We start from the raw sequence: 21,812 nt of genomic DNA, 5'->3' as shown, positions 1-21,812 counted from the left end.
GTTATTGATGGACGCAAAACATTGGCATAATCGTTGGGAAAATAATGAAATAGGATTTCATGAAGGGGATGTTAATCGTTACCTGGATCAGTATTTTACCAACTTGAGTTTGCAACCTGGCGATACCGTATTTGTGCCTCTATGTGGCAAAACGCACGATATTCATTTTTTGTTAGCCAGCGGCATGAAAGTTGTGGGCGCTGAGTTAAGTGAAATTGCAATTAAGCAGCTTTTTCAAGAATTAAACCTCACACCAGAGATTACTAACCATGGCACACTAACGTGTTATCAGAGCGCTAATTTAACTGTGTGGGTGGGAGATATATTTACATTGACTCCTGAACAACTTGGTACGGTAAACGCTGTGTATGATAGAGCGGCATTAGTGGCATTGCCATTATCAATGCGAGTACGTTACACGCAACACATTTTACAGTTAGCCAATAAAGCGCAGCAATTGGTTGTGGTGTTTGAGTATCAACAGAGTGAGTTTTCAGGTCCTCCATTTAACGTTACTGCCAACGAGCTTCATCAGCATTACGACGCGTATTATCAATTAACCTTACTTTGTCGAGAGCCATTAGAAGGGGGGCTTAAAGGGAAAATACCCGCAATGAATGCTGCATGGTTGTTAAGTTAGTACTTACAAACTGTTGGTGTGTAAAATCACACCTAAGCTGTGCATTTATGTGGCTGGCTATTGCACCTCTGTGCGTGCACTATACATAACAACGTAAGTAAGGAGCCCGTTTATGCAAAAGCCACGCGTCTTTTTTGTTTCTCATGGTGGCGGCCCAATGCCACTATTAGGCGATGCCAGTCATGCTGATATGGTTACCTGTTTGCAATCTGTTGCAGCAAAAATTAAAAAGCCATCAGCTATTTTGATGATCAGTGCCCATTGGGAAGCCAACCCAATAAATATTACCTCTTCCACTGCGCCTGAGCTTATATATGATTATTATGGATTTTCGGATTCTGCATACTCTATAGAATACCCATGTCCCGGTGAGCCAGCGCTTGCTGAGCAAGTTCATCAAGCACTCACAACTGCACATATTGACAGTGAGTTGAACCCCACTCGAGGCTTCGACCATGGCATGTATGTCCCTTTGAAGATAATGTACCCAGACGCAGATATACCTTGCGTGCAGTTGTCGTTGCACCCTAGCCTATTACCAAACGTGCATCTAGCAATAGGCGAAGCGCTGCAAAACCTGCATTACGACAACCTATTGATTATAGGCTCAGGGTTTACTTTCCATAATATGCGCGCTTTTTTTACACCGGAAACAGCCGAAATCAAAATGCAAAATCTCGCTTTTGAGCAGTGGCTTGTTGATGTGTGCGGTAATACATCGCTTACAGAACAACAGCGTCACGCTAAGTTATTAGAATGGCAAATGGCGCCAGCAGCACGCTTTAATCATCCTCGTGAGGAGCATTTGTTACCACTGCATGTGTGTTACGGAGCCGCTAGTCGACCATGTAGTGATATATATGAACTGCGTATTGCTAATAAACATGCCAGTATGTTTTTGTGGGATGATTAAGTTCAACCCCCTTGTTTATACGATAAAAACTCAGATTTTATTAACTTATTTTGCTACGCTAGGTTAGTTAAAACCAAGGGATAACAAAATGAACTTAATAAAAACATCAGCCCTCGCGTTTGCCGTTGTTGCAGGTTTGGGACTACAAGCATGCTCAAGTACTGAGCAAGCCAATACAACCACAACAGTGAGCGCAAACTCTAATCCTCTTTCGCTTGAGCAAATATACAAAGACAAAGACTTTAAAGCACAACGTAGCACCTATTTCACATGGCTCGACGACGGCACGGGTTACACAGTGCTTGAAGAGCGTGAAAGCGATAAAAACAAACAAGACGATAAAGCCAAAGACGATGAACATGGTGTAAAAGGCAACGACATTGTTTTTTATAATGCCGATGGTACAAATCGAAAAGTGCTTGTTAGCTACGAAAAACTGATCCCAGAAGGCGAAAAAGAGCCGTTAACCGTTGAAAGTTATCAGTGGTCAAAAGATGGCAAGTGGCTGATGGTGTTTACCAATGGTGAGCAAGTTTGGCGTTCACGTAGCCGTGGTGACTTTTGGCTTTTAAACCTAGAGACAGACTCGCTGTATCAATTAGGTGGTGAAAACGTTGAAGCTAAAAAATTAATGTTCGCAAAGTTCTCACCAGATAGCTCTAAAGTGGCCTATGTGCGTGATAACAATATCTACATGGAAAAAGTAGGCAGCAAAGCGGTTACTGCATTAACTACCGATGGCAATGACACCCTCGTTAACGGTAACTTTGACTGGGTATACGAAGAAGAGTTTACTATTCGAGATGGATTCCGTTGGAGCCCTGACAATAAATCTATCGCCTATTGGCAGCTTGATACCAGTGGTGTGAAATATTTCACTATGATCAATAACACCGACGAGCTTTATCCGACACTCAAAGAGTTTCCGTATCCAAAAGCGGGCGAAATGAACGCTGCCGTAAAAGTCGGTGTGGTAAGCTTAAGTGATAAAAAAACGCGTTGGGCAGAACTGGGTGGCGATAACCGTGACCGTTATATCCCACGTATTAGCTGGGCTGGCACGGGAGAATCATTAATGATCCAAGATCTTAATCGCCCGCAAAGCCACAACAAAGTGTGGTTATTTGATTGGAAAAAGCAACAGCTAACTAAAATTCTTGAAGACAAAGACGATGCATTCATTGAGTGGTTCTATAAAGCTAACTGGTCAAAAGATGGCACATTCTTTATTTGGCACAGTGAGCGAGATGGATGGCGTCATCTTTATCGTGTTTCTCGTGATGGCAAAAGTATCATTGATTTAACGCCGGGCGAATACGACATTATTGATATGTTGGCGTTAAACGAAGATAAAAATGTGATGTATTTCACAGCTTCACCTGATGATCCGGGCCAGCGTTATTTATTTCGTACATCGCTTGATGGAAGCACAAAACCGATGCGTGTAACGCCAGAGTCATTTGATGGCTCTAATAGCTACTACATGTCGAAAGACACATCATGGGCAATGCATACCTACTCTAAGTTTGGCACACCCCCCATGAAAGAAATCATCAAAGTAAGTGATCACAGCAATGTGAAAACCTTAGTTGAGAATAAAGCGCTAAAAGAAAAGCTTACAACTGAACAATTACCAACACACGAGTTCTTTACAGTAAATGCCCGTGATGGTGTTGAGCTTGATGGTTACATTATGTTCCCTGCTAATATGGATAAAAGCAAAAAGTACCCTATCGTATTTTATGTATACGGTGAGCCATGGGGTTCTACAGTTCAAGACCGCTGGGAAGGCAACAGTTACTTGTATAAGTCGTACTTAACACAACAAGGCTTTATTGTTGCCTCGGTTGATAATCGCGGTACACGTGCGCCGAAAGGCCGAGATTGGCGTAAATCAATCTACAAAAAAATTGGCTCAATCACTGTGCGCGACCAAGTGGATGCACTTGATGCAATGGCAAAGCGCTGGGATGTAATTGATACCGACCGTGTTGGCGTATGGGGTCACTCAGGAGGCGGCAGCTCAACACTTAACTTGTTATTCCGCCATGGCGACAAGTACAAAGTGGGCATTGCTTCAGCCCCAGTCCCTGATATTCGCTTGTACGACACTATCTATCAAGAGCGTTATGCTGGTAATCCAAATACGGATCCTGAAAGTTACGACAATACCTCGCCAATTACTTTTGCCAAAGACTTGCAAGGTAAATTGTTGCTGATCCACGGCACTGGCGATGACAACGTGCATTACCAAGGTTCAGAACGTTTAATTAACGAATTAGTTAAGCACAATAAACAGTTCGAGTTTTTCTCATACCCGAACCGGTCTCACAGCCTGCGTGAAGGTGAAGGCACGACTCTGCATTATCACACGATGATGGCTAACTTCTTTGAAAAGCATTTACTCAAGCCGTAATTCAGCTTTTAGTAAAAGCCGCAGCTTAATAACTTAAACTGCGGCTTTTTTATGCAAGCTGTAAACCCCCGTTACAGGTTACGAGGTTCGAGTTGCTATAGATGAAAGCCTAGGCTCAAGCCACTATTAATAACGTTGGTTATTATTTTTCGCCTACAGTATAAGGTGTTTCAACGCGTTAAGAGTGAATTGGCAATAGCCTATGAGTTTGATTAAAACATACCATTAAAACCCAATGAGCATACTTTTAGCTCACACCGTACACCCTGCCCTATTTTTGTGAACTGATTGCACCGCAATGGTGAATTAGATAACACTAAAATCGATGTTTTAATTTATCTTGCTGATTTATATTGGTTATTTTTTTTGGCACACAATATGTATTAATGAACATGAAATACAAAATCCGGCTATTTAACATTCATTAAATAGCGCTACGGCAAAGAAGCCCACTCAATAACAGAAACGAACATTCTGTTATTGAGTGGGTTTTTTTTTGCTTAAAGCTCGGTAAGGCAACGGATTGGTTCGTCTTTTTTAGGCGGCTTTGTGATTAATTTATAACAACAAGAGTAATAAAAATGAAACTAAAGCAATTAACGTTGCCTGTTTTAGTCGCCGTGTTTGCAAACCAAACTTACGCAGCTGTTGAAACCGAAGTGGGCACTCTGAGCACAGACTTTAGGTTACGCTACGAATCGGTTAATCAAGACAACGCCTTAAAGGATTCATCAGCACTTACGCTGCGCAGTTTAGCTAATTTTAAAAGCAAAGCGGTGAGTGGCATATCCGCTTTTATTGAGTTGGAGAATACACTTGCCCTCATTGATGATTACAATAATGGGATTGGTGAAGGCACTGAATATTCAGTGATTGCGGACCCAGAATCAACAGAAATTGATCAAGTATACTTGGCATATAATAGCGAGCAATTTGCAGCTAAGTTCGGTCGACAAGTTATTACCTTAGATAACCATCGATTTGTTGGCCATGTAGGCTGGCGGCAAGATAAGCAAACATTTGATGCGCTAAGTGCTAAATACGAAAAAGACGCTATCAACGTCAGCTATGCATATATAAATAAACGCAACCGTATTTTTGCGGATGAAAAAGATGTTGATTCGAAAGATCATCTGCTCAATGCATCATTAAAAACAGAGCTCGGTAAATTAACGGCTTATGGGTATTTGCTAGAGAGTGATAATAATACTGATAATGCACTGGATACATACGGTGTGCGCTTAGTCGGTAAAAAGATGTTAGCAAAACTCCCTGTTTCTTATGCGGCAGAATATGCGTTGCAAACTAATGAAAGTGGCGCAAATAGTGTTGATACGACTTATTTACTCCTTGAGAGCGGTGTAAAAATAAGTGATATCACTTACAAACTTGGTTATGAGTCGTTAGGTTCGGATAACGGCGAACAAGCATTTCAAACTCCCCTTGCTACCTTGCATAAATTTAATGGCTGGACAGATCAATTCTTAGTGACACCATCAATAGGGCTGCAAGATTTTTATGCCAGTGTGTCTGGTAACGCACTTAATGGTAAATGGAGCCTTATTTATCACGCCTACTCTTCAGATGAATCAATCGTTGGCTATGACGACCTAGGCTCAGAATTTGATGTCATGTATAGCACGTCTTTCAGTAAGCAATATAGTGTCGGCGTTAAGTATGCAACTTATATGGCCGGTGACGAGATTTTTGCGAAAGTCGATACAAATAAGTTTTGGGTGTGGGTTGCAGCAACGTTCTAGCAAACCCTACTAACACGAGATGATTGAGGAAAATTTATGTCTACACCAAAAAAGATAGTTGTTGTTGGCAATGGAATGGTTGGGCATCACTTTGTCGAGCAATTACATAGCTTAAACAGTGAAGCTCAACCTGTTGAAATCACAGTACTCAGCGGTGAAAACCGACTTGCTTATGATCGCGTGCATTTATCTGAGTATTTTGCGGGAAAAACAGCTGATGACTTAGCGATGACCAGCGAAAATATTTATCGACACTGGGGTATAAACTTTCACTTAGGTGCAAAAGTTACTCAAATTGATAGTCATAAACAAACGGTGACTACAGTATCAGGTGACATCTATAGTTATGATAAGTTAGTACTTGCTACAGGTTCGTACCCATTTGTACCGCCTATTCCTGGTAAAGATAAAGAACACTGTCTGGTATATCGTACTATCGATGACTTAGACGCTATTTCAGCGTCAGCAAAAGTGAGTAAAGTTGGTGTGGTGATTGGGGGTGGGTTGCTTGGTCTTGAAGCTGCAAACGCGTTAAAGCAACTAGGCTTAGAAACTCATGTTGTCGAATTTGCTTCTCAATTAATGGCGGTGCAAGTTGATGCTGGAGGCGGAAAATTACTTAAAGAAAAAATAGAAGAGCTTGGCGTGCATGTGCATACCTCTAAAGCAACGCAAGAAATTCAAGCGGGTAAAGAACGTCGGTATCAACTTTACTTTAGCGATGGTGACGTACTTGAAACTGATCTTATTTTATTTTCTGCTGGCATTAGACCCTACGACACGTTAGCCAGAGAGTGTGCTTTAGAGGTAGGTGAACGTGGCGGTATCGTAATTAATAACCAATGCCAAACGAGAGATAAGAATATTTATGCAATTGGCGAATGTGCGCTTTGGAATAACTTTATATTTGGCCTAGTAGCTCCAGGTTACACAATGGCTCGAGTTGTTGCGAACCACATTGTGCTTGGTGATGAGTCTGATGAGTATTTTACAGGCGCAGACATGAGTACAAAGTTAAAACTGATGGGCGTTGATGTAGGTTCAATTGGTGATGCCCACGGACGTACCCCCGGGGCATTAACTTATACCTATGAAAATCAGCCTCTTGGTGTGTACAAAAAAATGGTTGTTAGTGCTGATAAGTCACGTTTGTTGGGAGCGGTGCTGATTGGTGATACATCAGACTACGACAGTCTATCGCAGTACATGCTTAATGATATTGAGTTACCGAAGAGCCCCGAATCACTTATTTTACCTTCATCTGGAGAAAAGCCGCGTTTAGGTGCAGATGCCTTACCTGCTTCAGCCTCTATTTGCTCGTGTTTGAATGTAACTAAAGGCGATATTATCAGCGCGATTGATACTGGTGCGACAAATATTACATCGGTGAAGTCGTGTACTAAAGCTGCCTCAGGTTGTGGGGGGTGTGCGAATCTTTTAAAAAATGTGGTTGATAGTGAGCTTGCTGCACGAGGCGTTGAAATCAAGACAGATATTTGTGAGCACTTTGCGTACAGTCGCCAAGCATTATTCGACATTATAAAAGTACAAGGTATTAAGAGTTTTTCTGACTTATTAGCTGAGTATGGAAAAGGTAAAGGCTGTGAAATTTGTAAACCAACGGTCGGCTCTATTCTGGCTTCTGTCTGGAATGACTACGTCCTAAACCCACAACATGTAGCGCTGCAAGATACCAATGACACCTACCTTGCCAATATGCAAAAAGATGGCACTTACTCGGTTGTACCAAGAATTCCTGGCGGGGAAATAACAGCTGATAAGTTAATTGTAATCGGTCAAGTCGCTAAACAATTTGGTCTTTATACCAAAATAACCGGGGGACAACGAATTGACTTATTTGGTGCTCGGGTTGATCAACTTCCTCTTATTTGGCAGCAATTAATCGACGCAGGCTTAGAAACAGGACATGCCTATGGTAAGTCGCTCAGAACCGTTAAATCTTGTGTTGGTAGCACATGGTGTCGTTATGGTCAGCAAGATAGCGTCACAATGGCGATAAACCTTGAGAATCGTTACAAAGGGTTACGAGCGCCACATAAAATTAAATTTGCGGTTTCTGGCTGTACTCGCGAGTGTGCAGAAGCGCAAAGTAAAGACATTGGTGTTATAGCAACTGAAAAAGGCTGGAACCTTTATGTATGCGGTAATGGTGGAATGAAGCCACGTCATGCAGATCTGTTTGCCACCGATTTAGACAGTGTCACGTTAGTCAAATACATCGACCGCATTTTGATGTTTTATATTAAAACAGCCGATCGACTGCAACGTACCTCTGTATGGCTAGAAAATATGGAGGGCGGTTTATGTTATCTAAAAAAAGTGGTAATTGATGATGAATTATTAGTTGCAGATGAGCTTGAAGCACAAATGGCACGAGTTGTTAATACCTACCAGTGTGAATGGAAAACGACACTCGAAAACCCTGAATCATTAAAACGTTTTCGTCAGTTCGTAAATAGCGATAAACAAGATGTAAATATTCAATTTGTCGAAGAGCGAGGGCAAATTCGTCCAGCGAAATTAGAAGAAAAACGCGAGTTAGCATAGGAAATAATTATGAGTAATAGCAATCAAAATTGGCAACCTGTTTGTGAGGTTTCAGATCTGGTTATGGATTCAGGCGTGTGTGCTCTCGTGCGCGATAGTAATCTACAAGAACAACAAATCGCGCTGTTTTATATGCATTGTGAAATGCAGAAAAAGCAGGTCTATGCTGTTGGTAATTATGATCCGATTGGTAAAGCAAATGTACTTTATCGTGGTTTAGTTGGGTGTACTGATGAGCAAATTTTTGTCGCATCACCGCTTTATAAGCAACGGTACTTGCTCAGTGATGGCCGCTGTTTAGATGATGACAGTATCAAGTTGCCAGTATATGACGCACGTATTAATGGCAATAAAATTGAAGTGTTGCTTTAACTGAAAACAGTTTTCAGAAGCACCTAGGAGAATGAGATGGTTTCTCACATGTTTACCTTTACCAATACGGCATTTAAAAGGGTAATGAATGTACATAATGAACTTCTTAACAAAGTTAAGTTGGCCGCTTCACATACTCAAACAAAACGTTTAAACATCCAGGGTTGTAAAAAGGGACAAGTTTATTTGATTGGTGCAGGCTCTGGCGATCCAGAGCTGTTGACCATGAAAGCACATCGCATACTTCAACATGCTGATGTGATTTTGGTTGATTGTTTAGTCAGTAGCGAGTTACAGCAGTATTTCCCGTCAAATGTGGAGGTTATATTTGTAGGTAAGAGGCAAGGTTGCCATAGCATGCCACAAGCTAGTATTAGTCGTTTATTAGTTGAAAAAGCACAAGAAAATAAAATAGTTGTTCGTCTAAAAGGTGGGGATCCTTCTATTTTTGGGCGCTTATCAGAAGAAACAAATGCGCTTGCTGAACACCATATTCCATTTGCGATTGTACCGGGTGTGACAGCTGCGAGTGCTTGTAGTGCTTATACCGGGATCCCCTTAACTGATAGAACATGTTCGCAATCGGTGCAGTTTGTTACCGCCCACTTCAAAGATGAACAACAACAAGCAAATTGGTCCCAGCTTGTTGCTGCAAAACAAACCTTAGTGTTTTATATGGGGTTAACGCGTGTTGACAGTATCGTGAAGCAGCTGATTGAACACGGTATGAAACCTAATACACCGATAGCAATAGTTGATAAAGGAACGTTAGCAGAACAAAAAATATGTTGCCAAACACTGGCAAAAATTAATGTTGAACACGCACTTAAAGACTTTACAGGGCCTGCTTTAGTCATCATTGGTGACGTAGTAAATCAGCGTAAAGATGTAAATTTAGCAATGTTAAAGGCAGACTACTTTGTTAAAGAAAGAGTGCCGTGGCAACTGCCATTTTAATTCGCTTTTTTAAATTTTGCGCGACAGCATTAAAAATGCTGTCGCAATCAATTGCTCCTCGAAGAAGTATAAGCTGGAAGAGCTAAATTTTCGGATAATTTCAGTGTTGATTGAGTACTCTAAATCAACGCTAAATGTTAGCGACCTTGGCAACGATGTTATTGGCGACTTCTATTAAAGTTTGGTTTTGAGACATCGCTGTTTTTTGTAACAACTGATGCGCTTGTTGCTCGCCTATTTTAGAACTTTGCATTAAGAGTATTTTGGCTCTGCCAATGACCTTTTGCTCATGCAGTGCTCGCTTTACATTCTCTAGCTCGTTCGTCATGTGATTAATATGGTTTGCTTGTTCACAAATTAAATCGTAAAACGATTTGTGACCAGTTCTAACCTCTCTCTCTTGTTGTTCTAAGACACCCATCTCTATACCATGTAATCCAGAAAACTGGTGATCAAATAGCATATTAAAACTTGAATCAACCGTGTTATCCTCCGCGATTTTTTCCATTAATACATTATGATTTGATATTTCTCCTTTTGCTTCTTCTATACGGACTTGAACCTGCTCCATGAGTCGAGAGGTCAGCATATTTTCAATGTTTTGTAATCCATCAATTCGTTTCGTAGCAACTTCATACCACACTTCACCAAGCTCGGGAGTATAGCTATTCGTTTCGGATAGCGCTTTGAACATTGTTCGAAGTTTATTGATATCACTTGTCAGTTCAGATTGTTTTAATGTTTTCCATACAGATTGCTCATCGGCTGCTGCAAACTCTAGGAACCGCTCAAAAATATCGTGTTGCGCACGTTCCAGCTCTTGCATTTTAGATAAAATATTTTGATCTTTCTGTTGCTGTGAAAATCCAATTGCACCCAGCGCGCGCTCTTGTCCCGCTAATTCTTTGCCCTGAATAAAGTTGAATAATGCCACTAACGTTTTTGTGATTGACGCATCATTAGATACATCAGCCGCCTCAAAAATAAGGTTTATTATTTTGCCAATTAAACGGCAATACGCATCAGTTGATTTGAGTGGCGTGACATCTTGTTTTTGAATTTGTTTGCGCAATGTTGGCAACTGATCAAGGCATTGAGACGCTAATGTAATCGATGTTAAAAGCCTTACCTGAGTATGCATTGAATCACTACTTAAGAACTTTGATTTTAAGCGTGCTCTTAGCGCCTCCTCTGCATCTGAGGTGTGCTTAAATTGTAGAGGTAAGTGTGCTTTATACGCTGTACCTTTGGACCCTAAATAGACGTTTGCTGTTCCTCGTTCTCTTTGAAGTTGATGAATCATACATGTAGCAGCCATGACAATCCTGCAATTTGATGCTAATGCATACAAACTATTGAGCTCGGCATGTTTCGCTGCGAGTAGAAATTGTTTCGTACTATTTGATGGTGTCGACATATATTAGGGACTACATAGATAGAATAGTTTTGTTATAAGCAATTATTATTCCCTGTGTAAAAATACGCCTTTTGAGAGTTTGCTCTGTGTTATTTGGATTTTTATTAAACGCAACTACCTCGCCTGTAAATGGGGTTTACAGTTCAAGAAAAAGCGAGGCAATTATTTATTATAGTCACGGCTTAGGCTTATCACTGTAGTGCTCATAATCACCCATTCGCCCCAAATTGATGCGTTTTATGCTCCAAAGTAAAGCAAGTGTTAATTTTTAATTTTGTGTCTTTGACTTTTACTAATTTATATATTTGAAATTTAATGGCTTTTATTGGTTTTCTATTGTTGGCATATAACTTGTTTAATTAGTTGTGAACAGTTGCACTGACTGTGACAATTGGAAATGTAAAGGACAATGGCGTCCGCAATCTGCTCTTCTAAAAGAGTCGATGCGGGCGTTTTTTTTTGCCTGGAAAATAGTCACATTTTAACTGTGAAATTAACATAAAAATTAACTATCAAAGGTGAATAACATGGCTTACTTGTTACCAAGTGATTTCGTTACAAAGATGGTGGATGCTGGCGAATCAAAAATTTATATGTCCACGCGTGACACGATTATCCGTGCCTATATGGCAGGTGCTATTTTGGCATTAGCTGCTGTCTTTGCAATTACTGTTGCGGTGCAAACGGGGGTCTTTCTGATTGGAGCAATTCTTTTTCCGGTCGGTTTTTGTATGCTTTATTTAATGGGGTTCGATCTTCTAACGGGTGTCTTTATGTTGACTCCATTAGCTTGGCTTGCGCGGCGCCCTGGGGTTACTTGGCCGCAAATACTGAGAAACTGGGGGCTTGTTTTTGTAGGTAACTTTGCAGGTGCTTTAACTGTGGCAATTATGATGTCGTTTGTTTTCACTATGGGTTTTAACACTGATGGTGGTGCAATTGCCGCTAAGGTATCCAGCATCGGTGAAGCACGTACTCTAGGCTATGCGAAATATGGTTTTGAAGGCTGGATGACCATCTTTATACGCGGCATGCTGTGTAATTGGATGGTGTCAATGGGGGTTGTAGGAGCAATGGTGTCTACGCATGTCAGTGGTAAAGTCATCGCGATGTGGATGCCGATTATGCTGTTCTTTTTCATGGCGTTTGAACATTCCGTTGTAAATATGTTTTTATTTCCGTTCAGCCTAATTATGGGGGGGGATTTTTCCGTTGTTGATTATTTAATTTGGAACGAAATTCCAACCGCGCTTGGAAATCTAGTTGGTGGTCTCGCTTTCACTGGACTCACTTTGTATACGACGCACTATCGCACAAAACCAAAACGCAAGTTAACGGAAACAGCTGCACCGATGGGCGACAATGTCATTGCAAAATAGTTAAACCAATAATGCGTAAAAATAGGCAAGAAAAGTTAACAATGACTTCGCATGTAATAGCAAAATCCCATTCATTGAAAGGGTTGAAACTGGTCAATCAGGACAGCGTAAAATGTTACATCCCTACGTTAGATGGTAAACGTTCGAAAGGTGTAATTGCTGCTATTGCAGACGGTATAAGTAGCAGCCAGGTTAGTCAGTATGCGAGTGACTTGGCTGTTACGCTTTTCTGTGATGAATATTTACGAACTAGTGATGTATGGTCACCTGCAAGGGCTGGCAGAAAAGTACTTGAAGTCATTAATCTGCAGCTGCTAGCAAAGACACAATATAGTCGGTATAGGGATAATTTTGATCACGGATTTGTATGCACCTTTTCTGGAGTGATCATAACCGAAACGAGTGCTTGCCTATTTAACTGCGGTGATTCAAGTATATTCCATATTCAAGGTAATGAGATTGTTTGTTGCAGCAAACAGCACCGTGCTGCCGATGAGTTTGATCATCAATATTTAAGTAATGCACTGGGCATTAGGTCTAATTTGCAGTTAGATATTCAACATATCGCGCTCAGTGTTGGCGATTACGTTTTACTCGCAACGGATGGAGTGACAGAATTTGTTTCTCCGCAGATGTTACTAAATTTCTTTAAAGGCTGTTGCACAGAAAAGCAACTGCAATACGCATGTGAAAAAGTCACGGCGTTTGCTCAAGCTAACGGCAGTGACGATAATCTTACTATCCAAGTTATTAAACTATTAAAACACCAGCAAGTAGAGAGCTCAGATTACTCAGACGAAGGGTTTTTACCTGTGGTAAACGATCTGAAAGTGGGTGATGTCGTAGACAATTTTAAGCTTATTAAACAGTTGCATAAGAGCGATAGGAGCTCTTTATTTAAAGTTCAAGACATTGGCACAGGATTAAACGTTGTCATGAAAGTTCCATCGGTGTCTTTGCAATCAGATATTAATTACTTAGATGAACTCGCCAAAGAGGAGTGGTTAATTGCCAAGGTTAACCACCCTAGCGTTGTTAAAGCAGTGTCGCCCTCTAAACGACACTTTTTTTATACTTTAACCGAGCTAGTTGAAGGTATTACCCTTCGGCAATGGCTTAACGATAATGGTCGGGCAAACTTGCAACAGGTGCGTGGTTGGTTAACTCAGCTTGTATCGGCCGTGGGCGCATTACATAGTAAAGGCATATTGCATCAAGACATTCGGCCCGAAAATATAATAATCGATTGTCATGGCAATCTCACTTTATTAGATTTAGGTTCTGCAAGTCTGCATGGGTTACAGTTTAATCAAATTGAGGGGCATGTACCGGGTGACATGTTGTATAGTGCTCCTGAGTACTTTTTAGGTGATTGGCCTGATTCAACGAGTGATTTGTTTGCTCTTGCTGTCATTACCTACCATATGTTAAGTGGTGACTACCCTTACGGTGTTTCTGTTGCAAAATTATCTAGTACAAGACAATTGGCAAAACTTCAATACAAGCCTCTGATTCAAAAGAACTTAAAAATTCCGGTTTGGGTCGATGCTGCAATTAATAAAGCATGTCGCCCTGATATGCAAAAAAGGTATCAAAGCTTATCTGAGTTCCTATTTGATATGCATAACCCTAACCCAATCTACAGTAGAAAATTACCACTACTTGAGCGAAATCCAGTGCTATTTTGGCAACTGGTCTCATTATTTCTAGCGTTCGTTTTAATTGCTCATTGGGTAAATTGAGATGGGTATTAAAAAGTAATGAAGGCTGATGCTTTACCAAAGCGTCCGTATCACGATACGTGAATTCCACTTTAATGGTGGAGCCCTATCAATACAAGCACGTTTAATGGCTTGGTTATAAAGCTTGAAAAGCATGCATCTGAAAAGTACAGGCTGTGAATAGCGATGCCGACCACACCGAGAATACAGAACAATCAGTCAGGGGGGGTTAGACGGTTATTTTAAATGCCATCTCAGCGACCTTATTTTTGATTTAAAAGAGTGGTTACCCACTCTATAGCAATACGTTGAAATCGCGTCTCAAAGCGAGACTTATCGGGTATGTAATAACAAAGCTGTGATTCTACAGCATGGCTCTTAAAGTGTGTGAGTAACCCTGCATCAACATAGGGTTTGACCAACGTGTTTGAGCAAAATACAGCGCCATTATTTGCCAATGCTTGTTGAATACCAAATAACTCCTGATCAAACGACTTAATCTCGAACTGCGATGGGCTTTGGTTGTTTTTAGTCAGCCACTCAGTGAGAGGGGGCGCAGCTAATGCGTTGTTTTTCCATTGACTAGTGTACAAAGTAACGTGCCCATTTAGCCAAGGCGCGCGCTGGTGCGTGCTTGCAGCAAAGACATTAAAAGCCTCATATTTTATGATATCAGCTTCGTTGATTTCTTCTTTATTCCCAAGTCTAACGGGTAAAGTATGCAATTGTTTATCCAGCGCTTCACTGGTTGATATATCGAGCGTTAATTGTGGATACTGTGTGTTTAGCGTATGTAAAGCAGGTATTAGCCTCATTGCGGCAAGCGATGAGGTGGTTGTTATCCGAATGTGGTTATTTGCTTGGCTTAGCGTGTCTAGCGCATCAAAAATTAGTTTAAACCCTTTTGAAGTGCTCAGGCTCAAGTATTCACCCGTTTCAGTTAAGGTGATTTTTCTTACTTCACGATGAAATAAATCGGTGTTTAAACGACTTTCGAGGTTACTTATATGATGTGAAACTGCGGTAGGCGTAATCGCAAGTTCTGCAGCTGCAGCTTTAAAACTGCCCAAGCGCGCAGCCGACTCAAAGGCTTTTAAGGATTGTAATGATACTTGCATAAAAAACTCTCGCAGATTTATAGCTGAGTATAACTTACTTATAGTGAATTTTAACTCGTTTGTTAAAACGCCTCAATTTATTGATGATACCCATACATTAACTAATGAGGTTTTACTTATGACTACCCTTCTACATATTGATGCTAGCGTACGTGCGGCAAAAAATGATAATTCAAGCCATGATTCAATTTCAAAGAATATTGCTAAACATTTTATAAGCTGCTTACAAAATACTAATGCAATAGCTGAGTATATCTATCGTGATGTAGGGATTCACCCGCCTTCTTTTATTACTCAAGCGTGGATAGGTGCCGTGTTCACACCGGCTAATAAGCAAACCATAGAACAACAAGCGCTGCTTGCTGAGTCAGATGAACTTATTAATGAAGTCGCTAAGGCCGACACTATCGTGATCTCAACTCCTATGTATAACTACGGTATGCCCGCGCAACTAAAAGCATGGTTTGATCAAATAGTTCGCATTAACAAAACTTTTGATTTTGACTTAGGACGTGGTGATTTTCCTTTAAAACCGCTGCTAAATGGTAAACGCTTAGTGATCATTACCTCTACAGGCGAGTTTGGCTTCGAGCAAGGTGGGATACGCGAGCATATGAGCCATTTAGTGCCTCATCTACGCACGATGAGTCTGTATTTAGGCGTTGAGAAAATCGACGAAATTGCCAGTGAATACCAAGAGTTTAATGATGAAAGGCATCAGCGTTCACTCACTAACGCCTATGCAAAAGCTGAACAAATAGCACTGAGTTTCTATAAATAGCCAGCGCCGCATTAAGCGGCGTATTTAGTCAATTTGTAATGGGGGTTTACACGCGTTGTTTAGTGCATTGCTATCCAACAGAAATAAACACCTCAACCTCATCGCTACTTTTATAAAACTCGTAGTCAGTTTTATAAGCGCGAATGTGTGGGCACTGCTCATTACTAAAGTATTGCCAAACTTGACCCCATACATCAATCACAGCGTGTGGCATACTTCCTTGACCACTAAAGCGAAGATAATGCCCTGCAGCCAGATCAACGGACTCTGTTTCTACCGTGTTTATCGGGGTATTAGTACAGGCATATACATCAAAGTCGCCGGTGACATCTGATTCGTAATGTGTATACACACCGTAAACCTGGCTTGTTGAGGTCAGTTCTGGTGCTATTTCGCTATAAAAACGTTGCCATAAATGCCCTATTTGAGCGCCCTCGCCACTCATTTCATTCGCGTTACACGTGCGCACTTTAAAACCTGAAAGTGATTTTATTTCGCTAACGTTGATTGAGGTAATGTGCTGTTCCATCGCTTGAATCCATTTTTAATTGCTCCCGATAAAATACCAGACGATGACCTAATTAGCCTCATTTTTTATAAAGGTTATTTAAAAAGGTATTTTTATCAATGCCCCTTTTATGAACAAAAAACAGTCATAGCATCGAGTTCATCATCAGGTTAAGATGGATTAAAACTATAACGAAATCAGCAGGTGTTTAATGAATAAAATCAATGCGCTTATCTACTTTTTAGCATTCAGTAGTGGCTTTTGTATAATGGGGATTGAATTACTCGGTGGGCGAATTTTAGCCCCATTTTTTGGTAGTAGTGTGCATATTTGGGGCAGTATTATTACTGTGTTTATGTTGAGCTTATCAATTGGTTATTTGCTTGGCGGTAAACTTTCTACTCGCAACCCTACATTAACCAAATATGGCGCTATCTTTTTTATTGCCAGTATTATGGTGATACCAATTGTTATGTTTGCTGAGCCAATTATGGCTTTTATTTTCAGCCATATCGAAGACAGTCGTTATGGTTCTCTGCTTGCCTCAATGGCATTGTTTTTCATTCCAACTATTATTTTAGGCATGATCTCGCCATATTCGGTGCGGTTATTGGTTACCGATCATGAAAAAAGTGGACAAGTGGCTGGCGGGTTATATTTTGTGAGTACATTAGGCAGTGCGCTGGGCACTATTATCACTTCGTTTTATATGGTGCTGGCATTTGATGTTAATGACATTATTAAAACATTTGCTGCTGTACTCGGTGCTTTGGGATTACTTGCTATTGTTGTGAGTCAGCTTTCGGTTAAGGAGCGTGCTGTATGCTTAGAGTCTTAATATGGTTAGTGTTAATCATGCCATTCATTGCACAAAGCAAGGTAATACACAAAGAACGCTCTTTGTATCGCAACATTTTGGTTGAGAAAAATGCTGACTTACTGTGTTTAAAATTTAATGAAAAAACCCGTAAAAGTACGCAAAGTTGTATGTACCAAAGTGACCCTAAAAAGTTAGTGTTTAATTACACTAAAATGACCTTCGCAAGTTTATTATTTATTGATAATCCAAAGAATGTGCTCATTATTGGATTGGGGGGTGGCACACTTTCTAACACCATTCATGAACTCTACCCCAATGCACATATAGAAAATGTAGAAATTGACCCTGCGGTGATTAAAGTTGCACGCGATTATTTTGATTTTGTTGAAACCGACAGCGTGACATCAAAAGTGCAAGATGGACGCATTTTTATAAAACGTGCGGCATTAAAAAAACAAAAGTACGACTGGATTATTCTCGATGCCTTTAACGGCGACTACATTCCTGAGCACTTACTTACAAAAGAGTTTTTTGCTGAAGTAAAAAGTGTTCTGACCAACAATGGCGTTGTTGCCGCAAACACCTTTTCATCAAGTAAGCTTTATCAGCACGAGTCTGCAACCTATTTTGATGTCTTTGGTGATTTTGTAAATGTAGTGACAGATAAAGATTCTAACCGGATAATTTTAGCGGGTTTTCATGCCATGCCCACAGAGCAACAAATTGCTGAGCGGGTAAAGCGTTTAACGCCAAAATTAGCCCCTTATGATGTCGATATGCAGTTGCTTAGTGAGCACTTGTTTTATACTAAAGGCAACCAAGACTGGCCAAAAGACACCAAGGTCTTAACGGATCAATATTCACCAGCAAACTTGTTAAATTATCAATGATCAAACTCATCTTCTCTCTATTTCTTTTTGTTAGCTCTGCTGTGATAGCAGAGCAACCTGCATCGACAACAGTTTCACCTAGCCAGCAACAACTCGCAGCGTTACTCAGTCAAAATAAAGGAAAAGTGGTGCTATTAGATTTTTGGGCGTCGTGGTGCAGCCCTTGTCGTCGCTCGTTTCCGTGGCTTATTGAAATGCAAAATACGTATCGTGAACAAGGGTTGACGGTTATTGCGGTTAACATTGATGTAGAGCGCGCAGATGCTGAGAAGTTTTTAACTGATTTTGCGGTTAATTTTAATATCATTTATGACCCCGATGCTGTCATAGGCAGGCAATATCAACTCAAAGGGATGCCCAGCAGCTTTTTAATTGATAAAGAAGGGATAGTCCGCTACCAACATACGGGCTTTGTAATTGATAAGTTAGACCAATATGAGCAGCATATTAAAACGTTAATCGCACCTTTGTGAACTGACAGGTTATTATTTTCGTTGTTTCGATTAGTTCTATCTGTTTTATAAAATGCATTAATATTTACTTAGCATGCTAACTACACTAAAATAGTTAGCATGCTAAGTAAATGGAGTGCATTATGTCCTCTTCTATCCCCTTTCATGAAACCCTTGATCTAACCTTGTGCGGAAGCATGGGGCGTGTACATCGTTTATGCCGCGATGCCGTTACATTTGCGGTTGAGCCTTTAGGTTTAACGCAATCGCGCTGGACGGTAATGATTCATTTATTTCACTTGAATCAAGGCTGCACACAGCAGCAATTGGCGAGTAGTTTAGGCATTGAAATGCCGTCACTAACACGCACTATTAAGCAGCTTGAGCAGCAAGAGATTATTGTACGCAAGTCAGATACCGAGGATAAACGCAGTAAACGCCTTCATTTCACCGAACAAGGTCTACAATTATTAGACACCTTGCGCGTTATTATTGCTGATGTGAAACAACACTTGTATGCAAATTTAACCACTGAGCAGCTCGATACCATGGCGCATGGTCTTGTGCAAATGGAAATAAACGCGCGCCAGTGCATCAAGCAATATTCAGGAGATAAGTAAGTTTATGACACCGGATCAAAAATTTGCCCGTTATGTAAAAATCTCCTTAGCGGGTTTTATTGTTTTATTTCTTTATTTTGTGGTTGCTGATTTATTCATGCCTGTAACTCCGCAGGCACGCGTGTATCACCCTGTTGTACAGGTAACGCCACAAGTCAGTGGGCGTGTAACGGATGTGTTCGTAACCAATAACCAGTCGGTTGTGAAGCAACAACCATTATTTCATATTAATGATGAGCCTTTTAAGCTTGCCGTACAGCAAGCCGAACTTGCTTACGATGATGCAAAGTTGCAAAACCAACGCTTAGATAGCAGTGTTAAAGCGATTGAAGCACAATTAGCAGCGGCAGAGGCCAAGTTTCATGAGCAAACCTTGTTGTTTGAACGCGGCGAATCACTCCTTAAAAAGCGCTCTATATCAGAGCAGGAATACGAAACGATTAATGCGAATTACCAGTCGAGTAAAGCGAATGTGGCAGCGATTGAAGCGCAGCTGAGCGAAGCTAAATTAGCGCGTGGTAAAATGGGCGATGACAACCTAGCGCTTCGTCACGCCTTGAATCAACTAGAGCAAGCAAAGCTTAATTTGTCTTATACAAGCGTTACAGCAGAGACCGATGGTAAAGTGGCGAACTTGCAAGTTACGCCAGGTACTTATGCGAATAAAGGCCAGCCATTAATGGCGGTTGTGGCTAATAAAGCGGATCTTGTCGCTGATTTTCGCGAAAAATCACTCGTTCATGTGAAGGTTGGTAGCCGTGCAAAAGTCAGTTTTGATGCCCTACCCGGCAAAGTTTTCAATGCAAAAATTATCAGCTTTGAGGCCGGTGTGAGTGATGGTCAACTTAATGCTAATGGCTTATTAAGTGCCACTGAAAGTAGCAATCGCTGGGTCCGTGATGCACAGCGTCAGCGTATTCATCTGCAATTAGAGCAACACGACATGCTGGCTAAGTTTCCAAGTGGCGCACGAGCAACGGTGCAACTATTGCCTGAGTCAAGCATCGGTAGTTGGTTTGCGGGCATGCAAATCCGTTTGATCAGTGTTTTGCACTTTATATATTAAGGTTAAGTAAGTTATGTCAACACTGCAACTCGATGGGAATGGTTTGCGTCAAGCATTGCGTATTGCTACGGGCTCAGCATTAGGGTTTGCGCTTGCAAAGTTGATGAATTGGCCAAATGGGATCTTTTTTACTGTGTATCCTATGTTGTTGCTTGGCCTAGTACCTGTACTTAATATGCATATTATTCGTCAGTTTTATGCGGGTGCAGTATTCAGTGCATTGTTTGTACTTGTCGTTCAAGGTTTGCTTGCACATTTGCCTGTGGTCATGACGATGGTAAGTTTTTTGGCATTTGCTTTTTTGTTTTACCAAATGAGTCGTGGTGCTAACTTTTTATTTGGTGCAACAACGGTAGTCAGCCTCTCGATTCAATTGCACTTTTCAACCTACACAGGGGCAGGAGTCAGTATTTATCCGTTGATCATCAGCAATGCAGTCGCTGTTATTGTAACCGTTGTTTTTTCGGTACTGATGCATGGAATTTTTCCTGATGTTTCACCCCGCCAAGCTCGCGTAATGCCTGAAAAAGCCAAAGAAAGTGTTCGGCACGAAGTCTTGTTATGTTCAACCGTTGCGACTCTTTCTTTTATTGTTTTTCAGGTATTTGATTTACAAGACTCTATTTCTGCACAGGCGGCGTCGGTATTGATTTTGTTTTCTTTATGCTGGAAAGCGGCGGGAATGGCTGCATGGCAGCGTGCTATTGGTACATTAATTGGCTGCAATTTAGCACTTGTGGCGCAGTTATTTTTATACAATCACACTGATATATTAATTTTTCCTGCACTGATTTTATGGATTTTGACCTTTATATTTAGTCGCTATCATATTTTATCTGGCGGCATTCCAGGGGTTGGTTTTGGTATTATTACGACCTTTGGCATCTTGTTTGGTCAATCATTAGGGCCGGGTCAAGATCTGGTGTATAGCGCTTTATATCGCTTTTCATCGGTGTCGGTTGCAATACTATTAAGCTTGTGTGCTGTCTATATTATGCATCACACACTCAATCGATTTGAAATGACACGCCACCATACATTTGACTAGTGCATGCGGCCTGGTGACAAAAAAGGGAGTTAATCAGAACTCCCTTTTTTATTATTATTTGTTTCGAAGATGGTTGGCAGCGACTTTAATAACTCATCTTGCTTAGCCATACTCATACTCTCTACACAGGTTTTTGATGCAACATCGGCAACCCATGCCCCCCATTGTGAACTACCGGGTTCTTCTCCTGGGGTTGCCCACCATCTGGCTTTATAGAGTATCTCGTTATAACAGGTTTCACTTCCTTGCGGATAAGCGCTTCCGGCTTGCCAAGAATCAACGGCAAAGCTGGTCATAGGCAAAACTGACAGCGTTATCATAGCAACGCCGATTAAGCATATTTTTTGGCCCATTTGCGGCTCCTTT

Annotated in this window: 20 protein-coding genes; 16 read left to right on the top strand and 4 right to left on the bottom strand. The window is 40.9% G+C overall.

Annotated elements, in window-relative coordinates; translation table 11 throughout:
* Positions 1-7 precede the first annotated feature (7 nt).
* From tmpT to cobA, 7 genes are all read left to right on the top strand, one after another.
* A complete protein-coding gene (gene tmpT, locus GZH31_RS16645; RefSeq protein ID WP_036972616.1) occupies positions 8-640 on the top strand; it encodes a thiopurine S-methyltransferase in 633 nt (210 codons plus the stop codon).
* A gap of 112 nt (positions 641-752) precedes the next feature.
* A complete protein-coding gene (locus GZH31_RS16640) occupies positions 753-1,553 on the top strand; it encodes a class III extradiol ring-cleavage dioxygenase (RefSeq protein ID WP_180311830.1) in 801 nt (266 codons plus the stop codon).
* Positions 1,554-1,641: 88 nt separating this feature from the next.
* Positions 1,642-3,969, top strand: coding sequence for a S9 family peptidase (locus GZH31_RS16635; protein WP_180311829.1), 2,328 nt, complete (start codon positions 1,642-1,644; stop codon positions 3,967-3,969).
* Between the two features lie 581 nt (positions 3,970-4,550).
* On the top strand, positions 4,551-5,729 hold the full coding sequence (locus tag GZH31_RS16630; protein ID WP_074988408.1) for an alginate export family protein: 1,179 nt from the start codon (positions 4,551-4,553) through the stop codon (positions 5,727-5,729).
* 36 nt (positions 5,730-5,765) lie between these two features.
* Positions 5,766-8,297: a nitrite reductase large subunit NirB gene (gene nirB / locus GZH31_RS16625; protein WP_074988409.1), complete on the top strand. Its 2,532-nt coding sequence runs from the start codon at positions 5,766-5,768 to the stop codon at positions 8,295-8,297.
* 9 nt (positions 8,298-8,306) lie between these two features.
* A complete protein-coding gene (nirD, locus tag GZH31_RS16620) occupies positions 8,307-8,669 on the top strand; it encodes a nitrite reductase small subunit NirD (protein WP_065979192.1) in 363 nt (120 codons plus the stop codon).
* Positions 8,670-8,753: 84 nt separating this feature from the next.
* A complete protein-coding gene (gene cobA, locus GZH31_RS16615; protein WP_083422862.1) occupies positions 8,754-9,626 on the top strand; it encodes a uroporphyrinogen-III C-methyltransferase in 873 nt (290 codons plus the stop codon).
* A gap of 130 nt (positions 9,627-9,756) precedes the next feature.
* On the opposite strand, the gene GZH31_RS16610 is transcribed toward cobA, so the two are convergent.
* Positions 9,757-10,944, bottom strand: a complete 1,188-nt coding sequence (locus GZH31_RS16610) for a nitrate regulatory protein (RefSeq protein ID WP_177222564.1) — start codon at positions 10,942-10,944, stop codon at positions 9,757-9,759.
* A 626-nt stretch (positions 10,945-11,570) separates the two neighbouring features.
* On the opposite strand from GZH31_RS16610, the gene GZH31_RS16605 reads away from it, so the two are divergent.
* Together GZH31_RS16605 and GZH31_RS16600 are read left to right on the top strand one after the other, a co-directional pair.
* Positions 11,571-12,422, top strand: a complete 852-nt coding sequence (locus GZH31_RS16605; protein ID WP_065979195.1) for a formate/nitrite transporter family protein — start codon at positions 11,571-11,573, stop codon at positions 12,420-12,422.
* 11 nt (positions 12,423-12,433) lie between these two features.
* Complete coding sequence (locus tag GZH31_RS16600; protein ID WP_083422851.1) at positions 12,434-14,164, top strand: bifunctional protein-serine/threonine kinase/phosphatase; 1,731 nt, start codon at positions 12,434-12,436, stop codon at positions 14,162-14,164.
* A gap of 242 nt (positions 14,165-14,406) precedes the next feature.
* Here GZH31_RS16600 and GZH31_RS16595 read toward each other — a convergent pair whose 3' ends face one another.
* Positions 14,407-15,261, bottom strand: a complete 855-nt coding sequence (locus GZH31_RS16595) for a LysR family transcriptional regulator (protein ID WP_074988414.1) — start codon at positions 15,259-15,261, stop codon at positions 14,407-14,409.
* A 118-nt stretch (positions 15,262-15,379) separates the two neighbouring features.
* Here GZH31_RS16595 and GZH31_RS16590 point away from each other — a divergent pair, with 118 nt between their 5' ends.
* Positions 15,380-16,042, top strand: a complete 663-nt coding sequence (locus tag GZH31_RS16590; RefSeq protein WP_074988571.1) for an FMN-dependent NADH-azoreductase — start codon at positions 15,380-15,382, stop codon at positions 16,040-16,042.
* Between the two features lie 70 nt (positions 16,043-16,112).
* Here GZH31_RS16590 and GZH31_RS16585 read toward each other — a convergent pair whose 3' ends face one another.
* Complete coding sequence (locus GZH31_RS16585; RefSeq protein ID WP_257473717.1) at positions 16,113-16,571, bottom strand: GyrI-like domain-containing protein; 459 nt, start codon at positions 16,569-16,571, stop codon at positions 16,113-16,115.
* Positions 16,572-16,761: 190 nt separating this feature from the next.
* Between GZH31_RS16585 and GZH31_RS16580 the strand changes: the two genes are divergently transcribed.
* The 6 genes from GZH31_RS16580 (at position 16,762) to GZH31_RS16555 (ending at position 21,446) form a co-directional block, all read left to right on the top strand.
* Complete coding sequence (locus GZH31_RS16580; protein WP_036972611.1) at positions 16,762-17,388, top strand: fused MFS/spermidine synthase; 627 nt, start codon at positions 16,762-16,764, stop codon at positions 17,386-17,388.
* Positions 17,373-18,260 (top strand): spermidine synthase, encoded by an 888-nt coding sequence (locus GZH31_RS16575; RefSeq protein ID WP_074988416.1) that lies wholly within the window; start codon positions 17,373-17,375, stop codon positions 18,258-18,260. The genes GZH31_RS16580 and GZH31_RS16575 overlap by 16 nt, the downstream gene beginning before the upstream one ends.
* Entirely contained in the window at positions 18,257-18,733 is a 477-nt protein-coding gene (locus GZH31_RS16570) for a TlpA disulfide reductase family protein (RefSeq protein WP_074988417.1), read from the top strand. The genes GZH31_RS16575 and GZH31_RS16570 overlap by 4 nt, the downstream gene beginning before the upstream one ends.
* 122 nt (positions 18,734-18,855) lie before the next feature.
* The gene (locus GZH31_RS16565) at positions 18,856-19,332 is read left to right on the top strand and encodes a MarR family winged helix-turn-helix transcriptional regulator (protein WP_074988419.1); all 477 of its coding nucleotides are present in this window, start codon (positions 18,856-18,858) and stop codon (positions 19,330-19,332) included.
* A gap of 4 nt (positions 19,333-19,336) precedes the next feature.
* Positions 19,337-20,398: an HlyD family secretion protein gene (locus tag GZH31_RS16560; RefSeq protein WP_180311828.1), complete on the top strand. Its 1,062-nt coding sequence runs from the start codon at positions 19,337-19,339 to the stop codon at positions 20,396-20,398.
* Positions 20,399-20,411: 13 nt separating this feature from the next.
* Positions 20,412-21,446: a DUF2955 domain-containing protein gene (locus tag GZH31_RS16555; RefSeq protein WP_180311827.1), complete on the top strand. Its 1,035-nt coding sequence runs from the start codon at positions 20,412-20,414 to the stop codon at positions 21,444-21,446.
* Between the two features lie 29 nt (positions 21,447-21,475).
* Here the strand turns inward: GZH31_RS16555 and GZH31_RS16550 are convergent, their stop codons facing one another.
* Positions 21,476-21,799, bottom strand: coding sequence for a hypothetical protein (locus tag GZH31_RS16550; RefSeq protein ID WP_036972603.1), 324 nt, complete (start codon positions 21,797-21,799; stop codon positions 21,476-21,478).
* Positions 21,800-21,812 lie beyond the last annotated feature (13 nt).

It is taken from the genome of Pseudoalteromonas sp. JSTW (assembly GCF_013423925.1).
GTDB lineage: Bacteria > Pseudomonadota > Gammaproteobacteria > Enterobacterales > Alteromonadaceae > Pseudoalteromonas > Pseudoalteromonas lipolytica.
The sequence above is the reverse complement of the archived record's forward strand: the minus strand, read 5'-3'. Positions and strand labels throughout refer to the sequence as shown.